This window comes from Polaribacter sp. Hel_I_88, from assembly GCF_000687935.1.
In the GTDB taxonomy this organism is placed as follows: Bacteria; Bacteroidota; Bacteroidia; order Flavobacteriales; family Flavobacteriaceae; genus Polaribacter.
The window spans coordinates 149,486-170,056 of record NZ_JHZZ01000001.1; the positions used below are offsets into that span (position 1 = coordinate 149,486).

The 20,571-nt window shown below is 30.3% G+C and carries 14 protein-coding genes; 4 read left to right on the top strand and 10 right to left on the bottom strand.

Annotation, left to right across the window (positions count from 1 at the left end; genetic code table 11):
• Positions 1-95 precede the first annotated feature (95 nt).
• The 6 genes from P161_RS0100650 to P161_RS0100675 all read right to left on the bottom strand — a co-directional run bounded on the left by P161_RS0100650 (position 96) and on the right by P161_RS0100675 (position 6,058).
• Entirely contained in the window at positions 96-692 is a 597-nt protein-coding gene (locus P161_RS0100650) for an NUDIX domain-containing protein (RefSeq protein ID WP_026775175.1), read from the bottom strand.
• Positions 682-2,643, bottom strand: coding sequence for an AAA family ATPase (locus P161_RS0100655; RefSeq protein WP_026775176.1), 1,962 nt, complete (start codon positions 2,641-2,643; stop codon positions 682-684). The genes P161_RS0100650 and P161_RS0100655 overlap by 11 nt, the downstream gene beginning before the upstream one ends.
• 191 nt (positions 2,644-2,834) lie before the next feature.
• Entirely contained in the window at positions 2,835-3,872 is a 1,038-nt protein-coding gene (locus tag P161_RS0100660; RefSeq protein WP_026775177.1) for a hypothetical protein, read from the bottom strand.
• Positions 3,873-3,874: 2 nt separating this feature from the next.
• Positions 3,875-4,207 carry a type II toxin-antitoxin system PemK/MazF family toxin gene (locus P161_RS0100665; RefSeq protein ID WP_026775178.1) on the bottom strand — a complete coding sequence of 111 codons (333 nt, stop codon included), beginning with the start codon at positions 4,205-4,207 and terminating at the stop codon, positions 3,875-3,877.
• A complete protein-coding gene (locus P161_RS0100670) occupies positions 4,208-4,453 on the bottom strand; it encodes a ribbon-helix-helix domain-containing protein (RefSeq protein ID WP_026775179.1) in 246 nt (81 codons plus the stop codon). It abuts the gene before it with no gap.
• A gap of 261 nt (positions 4,454-4,714) precedes the next feature.
• The gene (locus P161_RS0100675; RefSeq protein ID WP_026775180.1) at positions 4,715-6,058 is read right to left on the bottom strand and encodes a hypothetical protein; all 1,344 of its coding nucleotides are present in this window, start codon (positions 6,056-6,058) and stop codon (positions 4,715-4,717) included.
• Positions 6,059-6,276: 218 nt separating this feature from the next.
• On the opposite strand from P161_RS0100675, the gene P161_RS0100685 reads away from it, so the two are divergent.
• Positions 6,277-10,731 (top strand): T9SS type B sorting domain-containing protein, encoded by a 4,455-nt coding sequence (locus P161_RS0100685; RefSeq protein ID WP_026775181.1) that lies wholly within the window; start codon positions 6,277-6,279, stop codon positions 10,729-10,731.
• Between the two features lie 687 nt (positions 10,732-11,418).
• Here the strand turns inward: P161_RS0100685 and infB are convergent.
• The 3 genes from infB to rimP form a co-directional block, all read right to left on the bottom strand.
• Positions 11,419-14,301 carry a translation initiation factor IF-2 gene (infB, locus tag P161_RS0100690; protein WP_026775182.1) on the bottom strand — a complete coding sequence of 961 codons (2,883 nt, stop codon included), beginning with the start codon at positions 14,299-14,301 and terminating at the stop codon, positions 11,419-11,421.
• A gap of 71 nt (positions 14,302-14,372) precedes the next feature.
• Positions 14,373-15,626, bottom strand: a complete 1,254-nt coding sequence (gene nusA / locus P161_RS0100695) for a transcription termination factor NusA (protein WP_026775183.1) — start codon at positions 15,624-15,626, stop codon at positions 14,373-14,375.
• A gap of 11 nt (positions 15,627-15,637) precedes the next feature.
• Complete coding sequence (gene rimP, locus P161_RS0100700) at positions 15,638-16,099, bottom strand: ribosome assembly cofactor RimP (protein ID WP_026775184.1); 462 nt, start codon at positions 16,097-16,099, stop codon at positions 15,638-15,640.
• A gap of 195 nt (positions 16,100-16,294) precedes the next feature.
• On the opposite strand from rimP, the gene P161_RS0100705 reads away from it, so the two are divergent.
• The 3 genes from P161_RS0100705 to P161_RS0100715 all read left to right on the top strand — a co-directional run bounded on the left by P161_RS0100705 (position 16,295) and on the right by P161_RS0100715 (position 19,578).
• Positions 16,295-17,125 carry a universal stress protein gene (locus P161_RS0100705; protein ID WP_026775185.1) on the top strand — a complete coding sequence of 277 codons (831 nt, stop codon included), beginning with the start codon at positions 16,295-16,297 and terminating at the stop codon, positions 17,123-17,125.
• A gap of 264 nt (positions 17,126-17,389) precedes the next feature.
• Positions 17,390-17,578, top strand: coding sequence for a hypothetical protein (locus P161_RS0100710; protein ID WP_026775186.1), 189 nt, complete (start codon positions 17,390-17,392; stop codon positions 17,576-17,578).
• A 482-nt stretch (positions 17,579-18,060) separates the two neighbouring features.
• Positions 18,061-19,578: a TlpA disulfide reductase family protein gene (locus P161_RS0100715; RefSeq protein ID WP_026775187.1), complete on the top strand. Its 1,518-nt coding sequence runs from the start codon at positions 18,061-18,063 to the stop codon at positions 19,576-19,578.
• A 77-nt stretch (positions 19,579-19,655) separates the two neighbouring features.
• Here P161_RS0100715 and recR read toward each other — a convergent pair whose 3' ends face one another.
• On the bottom strand, positions 19,656-20,273 hold the full coding sequence (gene recR, locus P161_RS0100720; RefSeq protein ID WP_026775188.1) for a recombination mediator RecR: 618 nt from the start codon (positions 20,271-20,273) through the stop codon (positions 19,656-19,658).
• Positions 20,274-20,571 lie beyond the last annotated feature (298 nt).

Consider the following 20,571-nt stretch of genomic DNA (forward strand, 5'->3'; position numbering starts at 1 on the left):
CTTTTATGCTTGTGATTTATTTATCTTCATTTATAATTTAAGGATACTTTTCTTATTGTCATTCCTTTTCAGAGCTGACAGGTTTTAAAAACCTGTCAGCTCTTGTTTATTAATTTATTTATCTGTAAATATTGCAACAACATAATTGTTCTTGCGTCCATAATTTCTTGGGTTTCTATCATTTTTAGAGCATCAACAAAAAGAGTTTCTAACACTTCTATTTCTTCATTTTCTGCTTCAACTCCTCCTCCATTTTCTGTTTTGTCTTCGTCTTTATATTCACCAATAAACAAATGCACTTTTTCTTTCACAATTCCTGGTGATAAAAAAGTTGTAGTTACTTTTTTTACGGTTGCTATTTTATAACCAACCTCTTCTTCAGTTTCTCTAATTACACAAGTTTCTGGAGATTCATTTTTATCAATTCCTCCACCAATTACTTCAATAGAAAAACCATTATCAACTCCAGCAACAAAAACGGGCATTCTAAATTGTTTGGATAAAATTACTTTTTTTGATGTTGGATTGAATAACAGAATTGCAACTCCATCAGCTTTACCATACACTTCGTGTGTTAAGTTTACTGATTTTCCATTTTTGAAGGTAAAATCAAAATTTACGTGTTCAAGTTTTCCCCAGAAATTGGAAATTACTTTGGATGTTATATTGGTTATTTTATTTTTAATTTCCATTTTCAAAATTTCTTCTCGCTTCCAAATCTATATTCATTTGATTTACTCTTACATCTACTTTTCTTTTAAAATCGGTATCTGCAATTGTAGCCACATTGTCTAAATAACGTACAACTTCTTGTCTTCTAATTTCAGAAAAATCTAACCCTTTCATGTTGCTTTTCATCAATTCTTGCAACATATTAAACTTGGTTTTGTAATCTTTCTTAAAATAGATTTCAGGATTCTCAAACCAATCTTGTTCTAAATCAAAATCTGTTAATCGCAAAGAAATTGCAGATTGAATGTTTCTAACATCTCTTGATGAAAAGAATGGAAATATTTTCTGAATTTCTTTATATAAAATCGCAAAGAATAAATGTTCGTTTGATCTATGATTTCTTTCCGCTTTTTCATAAGCTTGCAAAACTCTTTCTTCATTTGGTTTTTCAACTAAATTTAGAATTTCTCCCATACTTTTTGTAACTCCTTGATCTTTCAAATACTGATAATTTGAAGGGTTTTGCATGTTTACAAAATCTGGAATTGTTTTTTCGAATTTCTTCCACCAAATATAATCTTGATCTAAAAAATCGTGTTCAGTTCTTGCTCCATCAATCTTAAAACGACCTTGAATTCTAGAAATCACAGCTTTGTCTAACATTTCTGGTAAGTTGGTGAATAAACCTACCGAAGAATTTCCATAATTTACAGCATAAGCACCTTCTGTATATCGTAAGAAAACACCAATAACTTCTTTAACTCCCGCAGAAACGCCTTGTGCAGTTCTTTCTTGTAAATTATTTTCTGCATCATCAATGGGTGCAAAAATAATTTTCGTTGGGTCTTGCAACGGTTTCATCCATTCCACCATTTTTTCTGCAGATCCTCCTTGAAAAGTTGAAATCAATGTATCTGGCATTGGATGAAATAAAAATGGAATATTTAAATGATCACAATGTTTTTTTAAACGAGTTGCAATGGCTGCAATTAACATACTTTTTCCTGTTCCTGGAATACCATATCCCATAAAAACAGGCATAAAACCTCCTAATTCTTGAAACGGATTTTTCTGAGCTTCAAAATCGTAACTCAACATTCTTTCTGTTAATCTACGTGCAAAATGCTTGGCATCTTTGTTACCAACAATTTGCTCAAACTGAATTTTATTGAATTCAACACTTTTGGCTGTTCCTTGAAAAACGTTCTCCCAACCAGCAACTGCAAAGTCTGAATTTTCTAATTTGTAGGTTCTATCAACAATCGTTTCTGTGTATTCTAAGCTGCTTTTACGTAACTGAATTTCATCTATTAAAGCTTCAAAATAAACGACTGTAAAATCGACAACATCTTTGTCGATTTTTATAATTTCTGGATGACCTAAATATTTGTCAAAATAAAATAAAGCACACGCAATTCCTTTTAAAGGTGATAAAAATGACACTTCTGGAATCCCTGCAAACTTTTGTTTCATCACAGACAAATCATCACTTGCAAAAGGTTTTAAATCGTGTAATATTTTATAGGAAGTTGCAAATAATTGAAACGCAGTTGCAGTTTGTAACTTGCTTTCAAATTCTCTTTTTTGAGATGAATTTAAGGCTGATTTTCTTTCATTTAAACTTGATAAACCTGAAGCATCATAATAAGAATCTTTGATCCAAATTCCTAAAGTTAAGCCTTCTTGAACTGCAAACAACGTTTGATTTAAATGCACAGGAATTGCAATTGAATCTGGTAATAATCGTTTTTTTAAGCCTAAAATAGTTTTAGAAATTGAGGTAATTTCTATACTACTTCCGTTATTTGCTCTTGATAAATACAATAAAATAGAATCGTCTTTTGCTTCTTTGTCTCTGCTTTTTGCTTTATTACTTTGTTCCCATTGAACAGATTTTAAATAACCTGTTGCTTCATCTCGAAGCATATCAAGTTCGTTTTGTTTTATAGGAAAAGTTGAGTTGTGATTCATAGCCCCTTTGTCTTTCAGACATTTCCCCAAAGGGGAAAATTTAGTTAGTTATTCTGGTTTCCGTTTAAAGTTTAACAAGTTATTTTATCAACTTTCAAACTTTCTACTTATTTATTTTTTTTCAGACCTCATAGGTTCTAAACCTGTGAGGTATTTGTTCTCAAGAATTTTATTATTTCAACTAAAACAATTTACCTGATTTCTGACATCAAAATAGGTTCTTTTGCCAATGTATCTAAAGCTCTTGGAACTTGATTGTGTAAAAGTTGAATAATTCTATGTGGCGCAAAAAGATATTTTTGTTTTAAAACATCGCTCCATTTTTGCATGGTTTGCTTGTTAAAAAAACTACCTTCTGTAAATGTTTCTCCAGCAAAAACTTCGTCAACATTCATTGAAACTGCATACGATTCTAAAGGAATTGTTTTGTTGGCAATACCAATTAAAAGCGCATGTGTAATTTCGTTTTCATCTTTTGCAAAAACGTTGTGTAAAGGTCCTAAATCGATTCTTTTAAAATGTTTCGGAATTAAATCTGGTAATTTCCTATCGATGTTATAAGCCATTGTATCTAAAGCCATTTCTCTATCTGCACTTTCTTTTAAAGTTTGATAAATTTTCTCCTTATCATTAATGGCATTTTTTTTATTATAATCAAAATACATAAAACAAATAAAAGGCCTGTTATGACTTACATCATAAAAACTCCAGCTTGTAACATAATCGTAATTTGCATCTTTTGGCGCTTCTAAAATTTTGCCTTGCACAAAACGATTAAAAATATAATTTTTATCAACAGTTGTATAATAAATAATAGAGGAAGCTTTGAATAAGTCTGACTTTTTAATCGATTCTTTTTTACGTAAAAGTGTGTCTAAAAATTGTTCTTTTAAAGCATCTGTATCTACTAATTTATCTAAATGTTGTTTTCTCAACTCTAAATCATTATACAAAAAACGGAACTCCAAATAATTAGGAAAGCCAGAATCTGTTAAATCTACTTTCATGTTATCTTCCTCATCATACATATACTTAATTCGCATTGCTTCAATGGAATACAATAACAAATCTGAATATTGTTTAAAGAAAATTAACTCTTGTTGTGTACACAATTTTTCTTGTTGCATGCTCACTATAATTTCCTTCAAAGCAAAATCGACCATTTTATGATAGAAAATGTATTGCTCTTTCGAGTTTAAAATAGCAGAATCTAAAGGAGTTGTAATCATAATTAGTACTTCAAAATATCGTTTAATGTTTTTTTGATAATTTCAACATCCTTTAAAGAAATCTCCCCAATTCTTTGCTCAAACCTTGTTTTAGAAACTGAACGAACGTGAAATGTTAACACTTCAGAAATTTTAGACAAACCATTTTTAGCATTTGGTTTTAAAATTAAATTCCCTTTATAATTTTTAATGCTTGTTGTTAACGGACAAACGATTACCACTTGTAAATATTTGTTTACCATATTTCCACTAATAATTACAGCAGGTCTTCGTCCATTTTGTTCACTTCCTTTGGTTGGGTTTAAATATAATTCCCAAATTTCACCTTGCTTCATTTATTTGGTTTCTGCATTGTTTAATGCAGAAAAATAATCTTGCATGCCTTCTTCTGCAACTAATAAAATATCATCATCTGCTGCTGCTTGTTGGTAAGATTTTATATAACTAGCTTTTTCTATTTGCTCTAAGTAAATTTCTAGTGCATTTTCTATCAACCTATTTTTAGGAAGTTTTAATTCTTTTGCTAAAGCCGATAATTTATCTAATAAATTATCAGGTAAAGAAGATGTGAATGTTGCCATAATTAATAATTTTATACAAATATAATATATTTACAATTTATATTTACATTTTATACATATAATAATTAAATACTTTATTTACTTCCAAAAAACAATAAACAATTTACTAAGATTTGAGTTAAGGATTGAAATGGCATCCTTTTTTCTTAGTTCGAGTGAATTTGCTTTTTGCAAATTTATATCGAGAACTCAGAAAAAAGATATAATGGAAAGCCTGACCCTATTTTTATTTTCAAAAAATAGGGAAACGCCCTTAAAATATTAACTTAACATATCATCATTAGAAACATCTTTCTTTGGAGCATCTGGAGTTTTATCATCATCAGCTTTTGGCACATTTGCATCTGCTTTGTAATAATCTTCAAAAATCTCTTTCATGTCAATTCCATATCTGTCTGCAAAATTCTTTTGAATGTCAGAATCTTTTTCTCTAATTTCCTGTAAAGCCTCTGCATACGTGCTATAAACGCCATTCATAACTTTTTCGTGAACAGGAATATTGTCCATCATTTCTTGACGAGCTCTGGCACTTGCAGAATGCATAGAGGCCAAAGTTGCACCTATATGTTCATCTGTTTTAACCCCTAAATGTTCTAAAATTGCTGCAAATTCTTGATCTGTTCTTGCTTTTAAAGCCACAACATACCCATCATAATATTTTAAACGCTCTTCAGTATCTGACTTTAATTTTGCTCTATGAGTTTGTAAGTTAGAACGCAAAGAAGTTAACACTTTGATGGTTAAATTATGCTTGTGCACAAAACTATCTTTACTTGCAGCCAAGGTTGTATATGCATTTTTTAAACCTTCTAACTCCTCAACTTTTTGCTCAATTGTGGTTACTTTGCCAATTGCCTCTGAATATGCTGTGGATTGTTTGTCTGCAATTTCATCTAATTCTTGGCGAGATTGTTTTAACAACGCATATTGCTCCTCTAACTTTTCTTCTGTTTCTTTTTTCTTCTCTAAGGCTTTTGTATGATTTTTAGAAGCTTCTACAATTGCCATTTTTAGTTTTTCTTCAACCTCTTTGATTTCTACTTCTCTATTTTTTAAACGATTTACAGCTGCTTGAGATTTAAAAGACAACTCTGCTAAGAGTGTTTGTACATCTGCACTTTCTATACGTTGTTGAAATAATGCTTTGGCTTTATTATCTGCTCCTAATCTTATTTTTTCAGCTGCTGCAAATTCTTGTTCTTCTTTTTTGATTTTCGATTTCCTTCCCCACAAATTATTCCACCAAGTATCAGGTTTGTTTTGCGCGTCTTCCAATTCTATTCTAGCTCTTTCTAATTCTTTTTGAGCATCATCGATTACTTTTTGTTCAGAAGGATTTAATGACGAAAATTTCTCGAACATAATACCTACTTCATCTTGATAATCTGTCAAGTCTTTTATGGCGTCTAAAAGTGTAGTTCTATCTTTTTCTGCCATATGAACAACATCATCTAAAGTTGCATTTAATATTTTCTGACGTTTTTGCGGGTCTTCTTCTTGAGCCAATTTAGATTTCATAGAATCTACAGCTTTACCCCAATTTACTTCTACTTTTTCAGTTTTCTCAGCAGAATTTGTTTCTAATAAATCAAAATCATCAGACATATTTTTTTAGTTTTTTAGGTTGAACAATTTTTAGATAAGCAATTTCGTATTTTTTTTTTAGTATAAGAAATTTAAATACATATATATGTAGCATAAATTATCTGATTGTTACAGTTTTTTAAAAATCTTTAAACTTTCAGTCTATTTAAGAATGTTAAAAAAACTAACTTCTTAACCTTTTTAAATATATTTGACAGAAATTATTCAAACATTATTAAATGAAGAAATTATTACCGTTTTTATTCCTCTTTTTTGCGTTTAATTTATTTTCTCAAAAGGAAGCCAACTTTTGGTATTTTGGAGAAAGAGGAGGCTTAGATTTTACTACCAACCCTCCAAACCCTATTTCTGGGGCTTTAAATACTGATGAAGGTTCAGCTTCTATATCTAACGCGAATGGTGAATTACAGTTTTATACAGATGGTTCAGTTGTTTACAATAGAAATGATGAAGTTATGACAAATGGTACAGGATTGTTGGGTGACTCTTCTAGTGCGCAATCTGCTATCATAGTACCAAAACCTTTAAGCGATACTATTTACTATATTTTTACTGTAGGAAATCAACTAGCAAATGATAATCAAGGAAATGGTGTTGCTTTTTCTGAGGTAGACATGAGCCTTAGTAATGGTTTAGGAGCTGTTATTACTAAAAACACTCCATTAGTTTCCTCTCAATTAGCTCGAGAAAAAATTACAGCTGTAAGAGGTAGTGAATGTAATACTTTTTGGGTAATTACCTCTGATAGAAATAGGTTTTACGCTTACCTCATAGATTCAAATGGTGTTAATAATGGTACTTCAGGAAGTCCAAGAATATCCGCTCATAATAATAATTTAAATAATTTAAGGGGATATTTAAAAATATCTCCTAATGGTAAAACCCTTGTAAATGCAAGTGCTAGTTCTGGGTCTTATATATTTGATTTTAATGCTCAAAATGGAGAAATCACCAATGGAGGAACTTTAAATATTGATGGTGATGGCTATGGAGTAGAATTCTCTAGAAATGGAGAAAAATTATATGTTACCACTGGTACATTTAGTCAGTTTACGAATCAAGGAACAAGAAATAATCCTGACTATGCAAGTGTTACACAATTAAGCTTAACATCTAGAGATATTTTTGATATTAATGCAAGTAAAAAACTAATTTATGAAACCAATTCAGGCTATAGAGGGGCTTTACAATTAGCAGCAAACGGAAAAATTTATTATGCCAGAAGTCGTGAAAATTTTTTAGGTGTTATTAATTTTCCTGAAAATGATTTTACAAACACTACAGCTAACGAAATTGGCTTTGAAGAAGAAGGCTTATTTTTAAATAGTAGAATATCTACTGAAGGGCTTCCTCCATTTATACAATCTTTCTTTTTACCTATAGAAATTAGAGATACTGATACAAACGAAGTTTTAAATGATCAAAATTTACAATATTGTGTTGGTGAAGATAGAGTTTTACAAACTGAGGCTGTTAATGGAAGTAATATTATTTATAGCTGGACTTTTACAGACAGCACAGACATACCCATAGATATAACACCAAGTACTAACCCAGAAACGTTAACTTTAACGAATCTACAAGTAAACAATACTGGGGAATATTCCTTAAAAATTGAGCTTACAGATGATTGTAATAACGAAATTATTTACAATGGAACTTTTAACATAGAGGTTTTTGAAGCTGCTGTAGCTACACAACCTGCAGATATTATTTTTTGTGACACAGATAGAGATGGTTTTAATGCTTTTGATTTAGAAAATCTTAAAAACAATGAAATTCTAAATGGTTTAAATCCTGATACTTTTGAGGTACTCTATTATACTACTGAAGCAAATGCCTTATCCAATTCTGATGCTTTGCCTAAAATTTACACAAATCCAACAGCTTTTAGCTCTGAAACAATATATGCCAGAGTCCATAATAAACAAGCTATGGACGCTTGTTTTGAAATCACAAATTTTACTTTGGCTGTAACTGATTTACCAGTTCCAACACAACCTGAACCCTATAGAATTTGTGATAATTTAGAAAGTACCTCAGATACTGATGGAGTAATAAATACATTTCTTTTAAATACAAAAGATTCTGAAATTTATGGGAATTTAGATAGTTCAAAATACAATCTTACGTATCACACAACTCAAATTGGTGCAGATACCAATGATACAACTACCCTAATTGATAAAAATACAAACTATAGTGTCACAAACTCTCAAACCGTTTTTATAAGAATAGAAAATAAAGACAATACAGATTGTTACGATGCAGAAACAACTCTAGAACTAATTGTAGATCCTTTACCAGTAATCACCCCAGAAGTAGATTTATTACAATGTGATGATGATTTGGATAGAATATCAACTGTAAATTTAACAGAAGCAGAAATTAGTATTTCTGCAAATTCTGCAAACGAAAGATTTGAATATTTTGCTACTGAAGCAGATGCTATTGCTGGAACTCCTTTAGTTGATGATGAATTGCGTTATCCCGTAAATCAAAATGGAGAAGCTTGGGTAAGAACCATTTCTTCTGAAGATTGTTACCGAATTTCTAAAATTAATCTAGAAGTGGAAGCTGCTGCAGATGTTGCTTACAACAAAGAATTTGAGGCTGTTTGTGATGATTTTCTGCAAACGGATGGCACAAATGGCCCTGCAAATGATGATACTGATGGTATTACAAACTTCGATTTTAGTGAAGCAAATGCTGAAATTTTAGCATTCTTCCCTCCTGCTTTACGACCAGATTTAGAAATCTCTTTTTATGAAACAAGAGACGATAGAACTGCTGTTGTAAATGCAATTGCTGATATTTCGAATTACAGAAATATCAATTTTCCTTCAGATGTTACAAGACAAACTATTTATTTTAAAATCACCAATAAAAACAACAACAATTGTTCTGGAACTGGCGAATTGTATCTAAGAACAAATACAGTTCCTGAAGCTGCAAATGTGCCAGACTTAGAGCTTTGTGATGATGCTAATGATGGTGATGGAACCAATGGGATTGTGCAATCTTTTGATTTAGAATCCCAAACTGCTGCTATTTTAAATGGTCAAAATCCTGCTGATTTTACGGTAACGTATCACCTTTCTGCTGCAGATGCCAATGCTGGATTTGATGCTCAATCATCTCCTTTTGCAAATACAACTCGCGATTCTCAAACCATTTTTGTGAGAGTTACCAATACTACAACTGGCTGTTTTACTGATCATACTTCATTCAATGTGATTGTAAATCCTATTCCTGTTGCCAATTTTGTAGAAGATTTAGAAATTTGTGATGATAACTCTGATGGTTCTGCTAGAAATGGCTTTTCACAAGCTATCGATTTGGAATCTCAAACTGCTGGTATTTTAGGAACTCAAAATCCAAATATGCATACAGTTACCTATCACAGATCTTTGGCTGATGCTCAAAATGGTAACAATCCTTTGATTTCTCCATATTCAAATAACGCTCCAAATAGAGAAACAATTTTTGTACGTATTTTGAACAAAGATACAGGGTGTGCAAACCCAATTTCTAACTTTGATGTCATTGTAAATGCTGAACCCGTTTTTGTAGTACCAACTAATTTAGCTTATTGTGATAATGACTTGGATGGTGATGATGCCAATGGAATTGTGCAAAACATCGATTTGGATAGTAAAATAACCGAGATTTTAGGAACAACTCAAAATCCAAACGATTTTAATGTTACGTTTCATAACTCTCAAGCAAATGCAACTTCTGGAAATGATGCCATCATTTCTCCATATCAAAACACAAATGCTACAGAAACTATTTTTGTGCGTATTGAAAACAAAAATACAGGCTGTGTAAATGATGATGCCAATTTTGATGTGATCGTCAATACATTGCCTGATTTTACAGTGACAACTCCTCAAATTTTATGTTTGAATGATTTACCTTTAAACATTGCTGCAGAAAATGCAAGAGATGTCTATAGCTATATTTGGCAAGATGAAAACGGAACTGTTTTAAATACAGCTTCTAGAGATAACATCAATATCACTTCTGGTGGAACCTATACAGTTACTGCAACCACCACAGATGGCACTTTATGTGAAAGATCAGAAAGTATTGTTGTTAACGAATCGAATCCTGCTACTTTAGAGCGTGATTTTATCACCATTATTGATGAAGGAAACAATATTAGCAGTGAGGCTAATTTATCTATTTCTATTGATATTGTCAATAATGATTTAGGTCCTGGAAATTATCAATTTGCCATTGTAAATACTGATGATAACTCAAGAATACCAATCATAGGTTTTCAAGACGAACCGTTGTTTGAAAATTTAGAAGGTGGCGTATATCAAATTATTGTAAACGATAAAAATGGTTGTGCTCCAGATGAAATGCTGTTAGTCTCTGTAATTCAGTTTCCAAAATTCTTTACACCAAATGGTGATGGACGAAATGACACCTGGGTTGTAAAAGGCGCCAACAAAGATTTTTATCCAAATGCAAGTATCAATATTTTTAATAGATATGGAACCTTGGTAGCACAAGAACAAATTGATAGCGAAGGTTGGAATGGAATGTATCAAGGTAAATTGTTACCTTCTGACGATTACTGGTTTAACATTACCCTGATTCCTGCTGATACTACAAAACCGACCATCAACAAAAAAGGAAACTTTTCGTTGTTGAGGAAATAGGTTTTCTCAAAGTTCTGACCACAATAAAAAATAGCCTCAAAATTAAATTTAATTTTGAGGCTATTCAGTTTTTAAAGTATCTTAAAAAATCACTTCTTAGCGTTTTATTACGAAGGAGTAGGATTTGTTCTTATTGTTTGTTTATAAAGAAGTATGATTAATACCTAAGAAAGCAAAACCTTTTTGAAAGAAAATTACCCTTAAAAAATTTGATTGTCGAACATTACATATTTACAAAAAACTTAAAATTTATAGCGTATGAAACAGAAAACAAAGAAGATTATCAATAATAATTTTACTACAATTAATCAACTTAAGCCAATCAGTTATACAATTTCGCATTAATTACTTCGCATTAAATTTATAATAAAAATCAAAGCCACGAATTCACGAATTTTAATTATTATAAAATATGTTTTATTTTATTGGTATGAAAATCCAAAGGATTTTAAAATTTGTGTTCATATATTAGATTAGATTAGTTGTATTTTAATTCGTGAATTCGTGGCAAAAATTTGATACGTTTGTCACAGGTAAAAAGTTAAAAGAGTATAAATAAGAGAATTTTAAAATATGCGAATTATTTGTTTTCAAATCGTATTAGTAAAAATTCATCTACTTTTTTAAAACAAAAAAATACCAAAACTAAACTAGCTTTGGTATTTTTTATATAAAATTAAAGAGGTTTTATTTCAACTTCTTTTTAACTGCTACTTCTTTATACGCTTCAATAACATCTCCTTGCTCAATATCATTGTAGTTCTTTAATTGAAGTCCACAATCATAACCTTTGGCAACTTCTTTTACATCGTCTTTAAAACGTTTTAAAGATGATAAAACTCCATCATGAACAACAATACCATCTCTAATAATTCTAACTTTAGAATCCCTATAGATTTTACCAGACATTACCATACAACCTGCAATGTTACCAACTTTAGAAATTTTATAAACCTCTCTAATTTCAACATTACCAGTAACTTCTTCTTTCATTTCAGGAGATAACATTCCTTCCATGGCATCTTTCAAGTCGTTTATTGCATCATAAATAATAGAATATGTTCTAATATCAACTTCTTCTTTATCTGCAATCATTCTTGCATTTCCTTGAGGTCTTACGTTAAATCCTACAATAATTGCATCAGAAGCTGTTGCTAATAACACATCACTTTCAGTAATGGCTCCAACACCTTTATGTAAAATATTTACTTGAATTTCTTCCGTAGATAATTTCTGGAAAGAATCTGTTAATGCTTCTACAGAACCATCTACATCTCCTTTTAAGATGATATTTAACTCTTTGAAATCTCCAAGTGCTATACGTCTTCCAATTTCTGCAAGTGTTAATGTTTTTTGTGTTCTTACAGATTGCTCTCTTTGTAATTGAGAACGTTTAGAAGCAATTTGTTTCGCTTCTCTTTCATCATCAAATACATTAAATTTATCACCAGCTTGTGGAGCACCATCCAAACCTAAAATAGATACTGGAGTTGATGGTCCTGCTGTTTGTAAATTATTTCCTTTATCGTCAAACATAGCTTTTACTTTACCACTATGTTTCCCTGCTAATAAATAATCTCCGATTTTTAAAGTACCTGCTTGTACTAAAATAGTGGTTACATAACCTCTACCTTTGTCTAATTGTGCTTCTACAACTGCACCAACAGCATTTTTATTAGGGTTTGCTTTTAATTCTAAAATTTCAGCTTCTAATAAAACTTTCTCTAATAATTCTGGAACACCTGTTCCTATTTTTGCTGATATATCTTGAGATTGAATATTTCCTCCCCATTCTTCTATCAACAAATTCATTTGAGATAATTGTGTTTTTACATTATCTGGATTCGCATTTGGCTTATCAATCTTGTTTATTGCAAAAATAATTGGAACCCCAGCTGCTTGTGCATGCGAAATAGCTTCTTTTGTTTGTGGCATTACATCATCATCTGCTGCAGCTACAATAATTACTAAATCCGTTACTTGAGCACCTCTTGCACGCATTGCTGTAAAGGCTTCGTGACCTGGTGTATCTAAAAATGCAATTTTTTGATCTCCAACATTTACAGAATATGCTCCAATATGTTGCGTAATTCCTCCACTTTCACCTTCAATTACATTTGCTTTTCTAATATAATCTAACAACGAAGTTTTACCATGATCTACGTGACCCATTACAGTAATAATTGGTGCACGTGTTATTAAATCTTCTGGTTTATCAACTACTTCTTCTATAGATTCTTCTACTTCTGCTCCAACAAATTCTACTTTGTGGTTAAATTCTTCAGCAACAATCACTAATGTTTCAGCATCTAAACGTTGATTCATTGTAACCATCATTCCTAAAGACATACATGCAGAAATAATATTTGTTACAGGAACATCCATCATTGTAGCAACCTCACTTACAGTAACGAATTCTGTTACTTTTAAGATTTTGTTGTCTAATGCTTGTGCTTCTTGTTCTGCATCTGATTGCTCTCTTCGAGCATCTCTTTTGTTTCTACGATATTTTGCACCTTTTCCTTTAGAAGATTTCCCTTGCAATTTTTCAAGAGTTTCTCTTACTTGTTTTTGGATATCTGCTTCTGTAGGCTCTTCTTTTTTGATAGGAGTTCTACTTGCGTTTCTTCCTCTTGGTCCTGTTCCTCTTGGTCTAGGAGCATTACCTCCAGCTCTGTTTCCTGTTGGTCTTCCTACACCACCTCCACCAGGCTTGCTAATACGTTTACGTTTCTTTTTAGCATCTGTACTAGATGTTTTTTTAACAGCTTCTGGCTTTTTCTTTTTAGGTCTTTCAAATTGCTTTAAATCAATTTTTTTACCAGTAAAGTTAGGTCCGTCTAATTTTTTATACTGTGTTTTGATAGCTTCTGCATTTTCTGCAGTCACTTCCTCAGTTTTTATTTCTTCTTTTTTCGAATCTTTTTTAGATTCTGTTTTAGCCCCTACTTTAGAAGATATCTTTTCGATTTCTGAAACTGATTTTTTAGCTTTTGGAGCTTCAGCAGCAGGCTCTTTTAAAGCTGGCTTTTCAATAACAGGTTTGTCCTCTTTGGTTTCAGCAACTTTAGGTGCAGTAACTTTAGGAGCTTCTGTTTTAGTTTCAACTTTCGTTTCTTCAACTTCAGGTTTCGTAGTAGCAACTTCTTTAGGAGTTTCTTTTACTTCTTCTTTCTTTGGTTCTTCTTTAATCTCAACAGGCTTTTTACCAGCCTTATCAATATCTATTTTACCAACAGTTTTAAACTCTAACTTATCTGCTTTGGCTTTAAGAACTTCTTCTTTTTTAGCTTCTTCCGTTCTTTTCTTTTCTAATTTAGCTTCTATTTCTAAACGAATTGCCTCTTTCTCTTTACGTTTTTCTTCGCCAACTTCTTTAGATGCAGCTTTTTTATTTGCATCAGTTTCAAAGCCATCTTGTAAAACTTGATAGATATCACCAGAAATTTTAGTAGTTGGTCTTGCTTCTATTTCATGACCATTCTTTGCTAAATATTCTACTGCTCTATCAAGAGAAATGTTTAACTCTCTTAAAACTTTATTAAGCCTCATTGTTTTGCCTACAGACATATATTCTTTTTAACTTTATAATTGTAAAAATATAAATTTTTACGTTACTTCTTTAATGCAAACCATAAATATTATTCAAATTCTTCTTTAAGAATTCTCTGAACATCCATGATAGTTTCTTCTTCTAAATCAGTTCTTTTTACTAATTCTGCAACGCTTGTTTCTAATACACTTCTTGCAGTATCTAATCCAATTTTCTTGAATTCTGTAATTACCCAGTCTTCAATTTCATCGGTAAATTCTGTTAATTCTACATCTTCCTCTTCTAAACCTTCTCTCTTAACATCAATTTCGTAACCTGTTAATTCGCTTGCTAAACGTATGTTAACACCACCTCTACCAATTGCTTTTGATACTTCTTCTGGTCTTAACAAAACACTAACACGTCCCTTTTTACCATTTCTTTCTTCTTCATACATTTCAATTTCCATTGAAGTAACCTTAGCAGGGCTTAATGCTCTTGAAATATATAATTGTTCGTTTTTGGTATAATTGATAACATCGATATTTTCGTTACCCAATTCACGAACTATGCCATGAATTCTAGAACCTTTAACACCCACACAAGCTCCAACAGGATCTATTCTATCATCATAAGAATCTACAGCTACTTTTGCTTTTTCGCCAGGAATTCTTGCAACACCTTCAACCGTAATTAAACCGTCGAAAACTTCTGGAATTTCTTGTTCGAATAATTTATTTAAAAATGCTGGTGCAGTTCTAGATAAAATTATTGCTGGCTTATTTCCTCTTAATTCTACTGTTTTTATAACACCTCTAACAGAATCTCCTTTTCTAAAGAAATCTGAACGAATTTGCTCACTTTTTGGCAAAACGATTTCATTACCTTCATCATCTAACAAAATAATTGCATTGTGACGAATGTGATGCACTTCTGCTGAGTACAATTCACCTTCTAAATCTTTAAAATGTTTAAAGATGTTTGTGCTATCGTGCTCGTATATTTTAGATATTAAATTTTGACGTAATGCTAAAATAGCTCTTCTACCTAAATCAATTAGTTTTACTTCTTCAGAAACATCTTCACCAATTTCAAAATCAGGTTCAATTTTTCTTGCTTCCGTTAATTCAATTTCTTCATTATCGTCTTCAGAAAAACCATCTGCAACCACAACTCTATTTCTCCAAATCTCTAAATCTCCTTTGTCTGGGTTTATAATGATATCAAAATTATCATCTGAACCAAACTTACGTTTTAAGGCAGCTCTAAATACTTCTTCTAAAATAGACATTAATGTTACTCTGTCTATACTTTTATTATCTTTAAATTCTGAAAACGAATCAATTAACGCTATATTTTCCATTACATCTTTACTTAAAATACAATCTTCACTTTTGCCTCTTTAATATCTTTATAGTCTATAGTTGCTGTTTTTGTTACAGTAACTTTTCCTTTACCTATTGGTTTTGGCTCTCTAGCTTTCCAGTTTAAAACAATTTTATCTTTATCTGCTTCTACTAAAGTACCTTCTATTTCTTCTTCTGCAGTTTTTACTTTTAATATTCTGTTGATATTTTTAACATACTGCCTCTTATCTTTTAACGGATGAGAAATATCTGGAGTAGAAACCTCTAAAGAAAAATCTTCTTCTTCCCTATCTAAACTATTTTCAACATTTCTGCTGATTCTAATACATTCACTTAAAGGAACGCCATTATCACCATCTACAGTTATTTGAATTTTGTTGTTTGCTGATATAGATAAATCTATCAAAAACAACGTTTCATTCAGCGCTAAAGCCTCTTCTACTAAATCCTTTACCTTGGTTTGATTCATGCTAAAATCTTATAATTTTCTCAAAAAACATTGCTTCTGAGTATAAAAAGAGGGGACTTTAAGTCCCCTCATTTATCAAATTACTGCTAAATTCGGTGCAAATATACGAATACTTTGCTATTTATCAAACGTAATTATATTCATTTTTTTTTGTAACTTTAATTATATCAATTTAAACCAGAAAATTCTACAATCATGAAAAATATTTTAGTTCCTATTGATTTTTCAAAAAAATCTGAATTTGCCTCTAAAATGGCAGCAAGAATTGCCAAGAAATCTAACAGTATTGTGTATCTTTTACACATTATAGAACTGCCAACAGGTGTTGTAGATATGGGCCCTGCAAGTAGTTTTAGTATTCCTGAAAGCATGTTGTATTTAAGAAAGATAAGAGAACGTATTTTAGAATTTAAAAATAGTTTTTTTAGTAAAAACACTCAGGTACATTATGCTATAAAACTGCAAACTCCTTATGAAGGTATTTTAAAATATGCTGATAAAATTAATGCTGATTTAATTGTAATGGGTTATAAAGGGCAATCTGAGTTTGAGGAAATTATTATTGGCTCTAACACAGAAAAAGTAGTAAGGACAGCTAAAGTACCAGTAATTGTGGTGAAAAAAGACAGTGAAAAATTTAGAATGAAAAATTTGATATTTGCCTCTAGCTTTAAAAATGAAGATAAAAAAGAAGTTTTTAGGAAATTTTTAGAGTTTGCAAATCATTTTGATAGCAAAATACATCTACTAAAAGTAAATACACCTTCAAAATTTGAAAGCACGCAAGAAGCAACTGAAAAAATAGAAACTTTTATTGAAGGCTTTGATTTACCCAAATATTCCATCAATATATATAATGATGCATTAATTGAAAAGGGAATTTTAAACTTTGCCAATAATATTGATGCAGACTTAATTGCTTTAAGTACAAGTGGAAGAACAGGTTTATCGCACTTATTTTCAGCTAGTGTTACTAAATCTTTATCAAAAAAAGCATTAAGACCTATTTTGACGATTAAAGTTTAGATTAAAAAAAACTAACATTTATAGATATTTTAAATGGATAATAAAATTAGACTAATAGCCATCAACCAGCTTTTGTAAATTTTACATTTTAAATAAAACTATTTTACAAATAAGTTATCTTTACAAAATACCAGTAGTTTTTAAATTATGATATCCTGTTAAATTTGCGGGATATGCGTAATAAAAGTTACTATATTAAGGAGTTGGCAACCATTTGACCAATTACTCTCTGAAAAACAAAACATATAATTAAAAATAAATATTATGCAAAAAGTTATTACGATTACAAGTCACACGAACATAATTGATGATGGAAACAAATTTATTGAAAATGAATATCCAAAATTAAATGAATATCTTGAAGACGGATATATAATTAGAAATACAATTCCGATTATAAAACCAGCAGATGCGAGCTATATGTATTCAATAACATTTATTCTTGAGAAATAATTAATCTGAATTACAATTGTATTACTATATTACAAAATAAGTTCTTTAAAATATTGAAAATAATTATAGACTGTGCTACCTGACTGTTAACTCAAAAATAAAGTGTTGCGAGTAATCAGATACATTCTATAAGTGCTTCTTGAATTAGATTAATGTAGCCTCTATCTAAACTATTATTACATCTAACACAATGTAGTATTAATTCCAAAACAAATTAATTTATGTCTAAAAACATAAAATCTATGGTGGTTATCTGTATAACTACTATAGTGATTTGTCTGACACTTTGTGTTTTCGGATATAAAAAACTATCGATAGAGATTCCAGCAATCATTTCGATTTCTGCTGAAAAGTAGAAAGTTTTTTAGACTGATGCGAAAGTGTCAGTTTTTTATTTTTAAAGAATTGATTTCAATTAGAATTAGAAAAAAACGGTTGCCAACACCGTATATAAAAACGTTAGGCACCATTAAAAATAAACTATGAGAAAAATATTTTACTTTTTACTTACATTAACACTTCTGATTTCTTGCAATGAAAAAAAGACAACCGATTATACAAAAAGCGGAAAATCTACACAAGTTACTTCTAGTCCAACAAAGATTATTTTGAGTATAAAAGGTTATAATCCAAGTGAACATAAAAGATATATTGATATACAAATTATTACTACCTTAGAACCGATAAAAGAGCAATTAAAAATTTCTGATGACGGAACTGTAAATTATGTGTTTTTAAACCAAAATAAAAAAGAAATAATTTTTGATTATGACAGTAGGACATTTTCATTGATTGTGAGCCCAAATGAAGAAATATTAGTGGAATTAAATATTAATGAATTATTGAATTGGTCTAAATTCAAAAATCATAAAATAAGCGGAACAAATAAAACCACTAACAATTTAATTTTAGCTAATGCATCTTTTATAGACAGCTTAATCAAACAATCAACAAATGCTTTTGTTAAAGACAGTACATTAAACAATATTCTCTACAAAAACAAACGAATGTCAGAAATGGCTAATCAGTTAAAGGTTTTTAATAAATATGTGTTTGACGAAAAAATTAAAGACAAAGTTTTCATTGATTGGGGCAAATCACAAATCAAATATAAGACAGGTTATGACTTAAACCTATACCCTTTTATGGGTAAAAGTGACCGAGATTTAGATGATGAAAATGAATACTTCAGTTTTATAAATGATGAAGGATTAAATCCCAATAACGAAATAATCTACAAAGTATATTTAGATTATTTAGAATCTTTAACAGGAAGCTATAATCTAATAGGTAATTGGTGTAATAAATATAAACTAAAAAGGGAAAAATTAAAAAAGCTCTGGCCTACACCATATTTTTTAAAGCTTGAAATACTTAAAAAACTTCCTCAAGGAAAAGATAGGGAAATAATGATGGCATATCTATTTAAAAACGAAATTAGGCTATCAAAATACACAGAAAAAGAAATACCTAAAACATATTTTGACTCTTTAAATCTTTATACCAAACCCGTTTATATTTCTCAACTATTAAAAAAACAAGAAGCAGAAAACAAATCAATTGAGGATTTAATAAAAGAATATGACATAAATGAAAAGGAGAAAAACGAACTATTAGATTTATATAAAGACACCAAAGGTAAAGTAATTTATCACGATTTTTGGGCTACTTGGTGCGCTCCTTGTATGAAAGAATTGCCGAACTACAATAAATTAATTGCAACAACCAAAGGAAAAAATGTTAACTTTATTTTTTATGGAGTGCATATGAAAAAGGACGAGTGGAAAAAGACAATTAATAATTTAGACCTCAATGGAAAACACTATTTACTAACTAAAAATCAATTAGCCTTTTTTGAAAAATATTTTGGAGTCAGTAGTTTTCCTCATCATCAAATAATAAAATCAGACGGAACTATTGGGGAAAAAGTGTCTTTTGGGGCTTATCCTAATAATTTTGACGAAATAAATAGATTAATTGAAAAACATCAAGTTGAATAAAATAACAGTGCCTAACATCCGTATATAAGTAATAAAATTTTAAAAAGACTATATCACTAACAAGATATTATCAAATTTTACCCTCTTATACTTTGCTCAAAAGGAATTCTATTTACAATACTTCTTCCTAAAGTAACCTCATCTGCATATTCTAATTCATCACCAACTGCAATTCCTCTTGCTATTGTAGATGTGGTTATATCGAACTTTTCTATTTGTTTGTAAATGTAAAAGTTTGTGGTATCACCTTCCATAGTTGAACTTAATGCAAAAATAAGCTCGTTAATTTCTCCATTTCTTACTTTGGTTATCAAAGAATCTATCTTTAAATTTTGTGGACCAATTCCTTCAATTGGCGATATTTTTCCACCTAAAACATGATACAATCCTTGAAATTGAGACGTACTTTCAATAGCCATTACATCTCTAATATCTTCTACAACACACACAATTTCTGGGTTTCTTTTCGGATTTTGACAAATGTTACATAACACTGTATCAGAAATATTATGACACTTTTCGCAGTTTTTTATATCGTTTCTTAAATGTAATAATGCTTCAGACAAAAATTTTGTATTTTCTGAAGGTTGTTTTAATAAATGTAAAACCAAACGCAAAGCTGTTCTTTTACCAATTCCTGGCAAACGTGAAACTTCATTTACAGCGTTCTCTAATATTTTTGATGAAAAATCCATAGTTGGCAAAATTACTACTTTTCATCAGAAAAAAGAACAGAGATTATAGAGAAAAGACGCTTTGAATTATAAAATCGTTTTTTGAATTATTGCCACGAATTCACGAATTAAAAACATATAATATTTATTTCTATTTAAAATAGAAATAGATATTATTTTTTCTTATCATTATACAAATACGCATCTTGGTTCTTGAATCTATTTTTATCCTGATTCTATTCAAAAACTTTACTCTTTTTTAAATCTATTTTCTATCCTCTTAAATTCCTATATTCGTAGCCTAAAAAAAGCACATTCA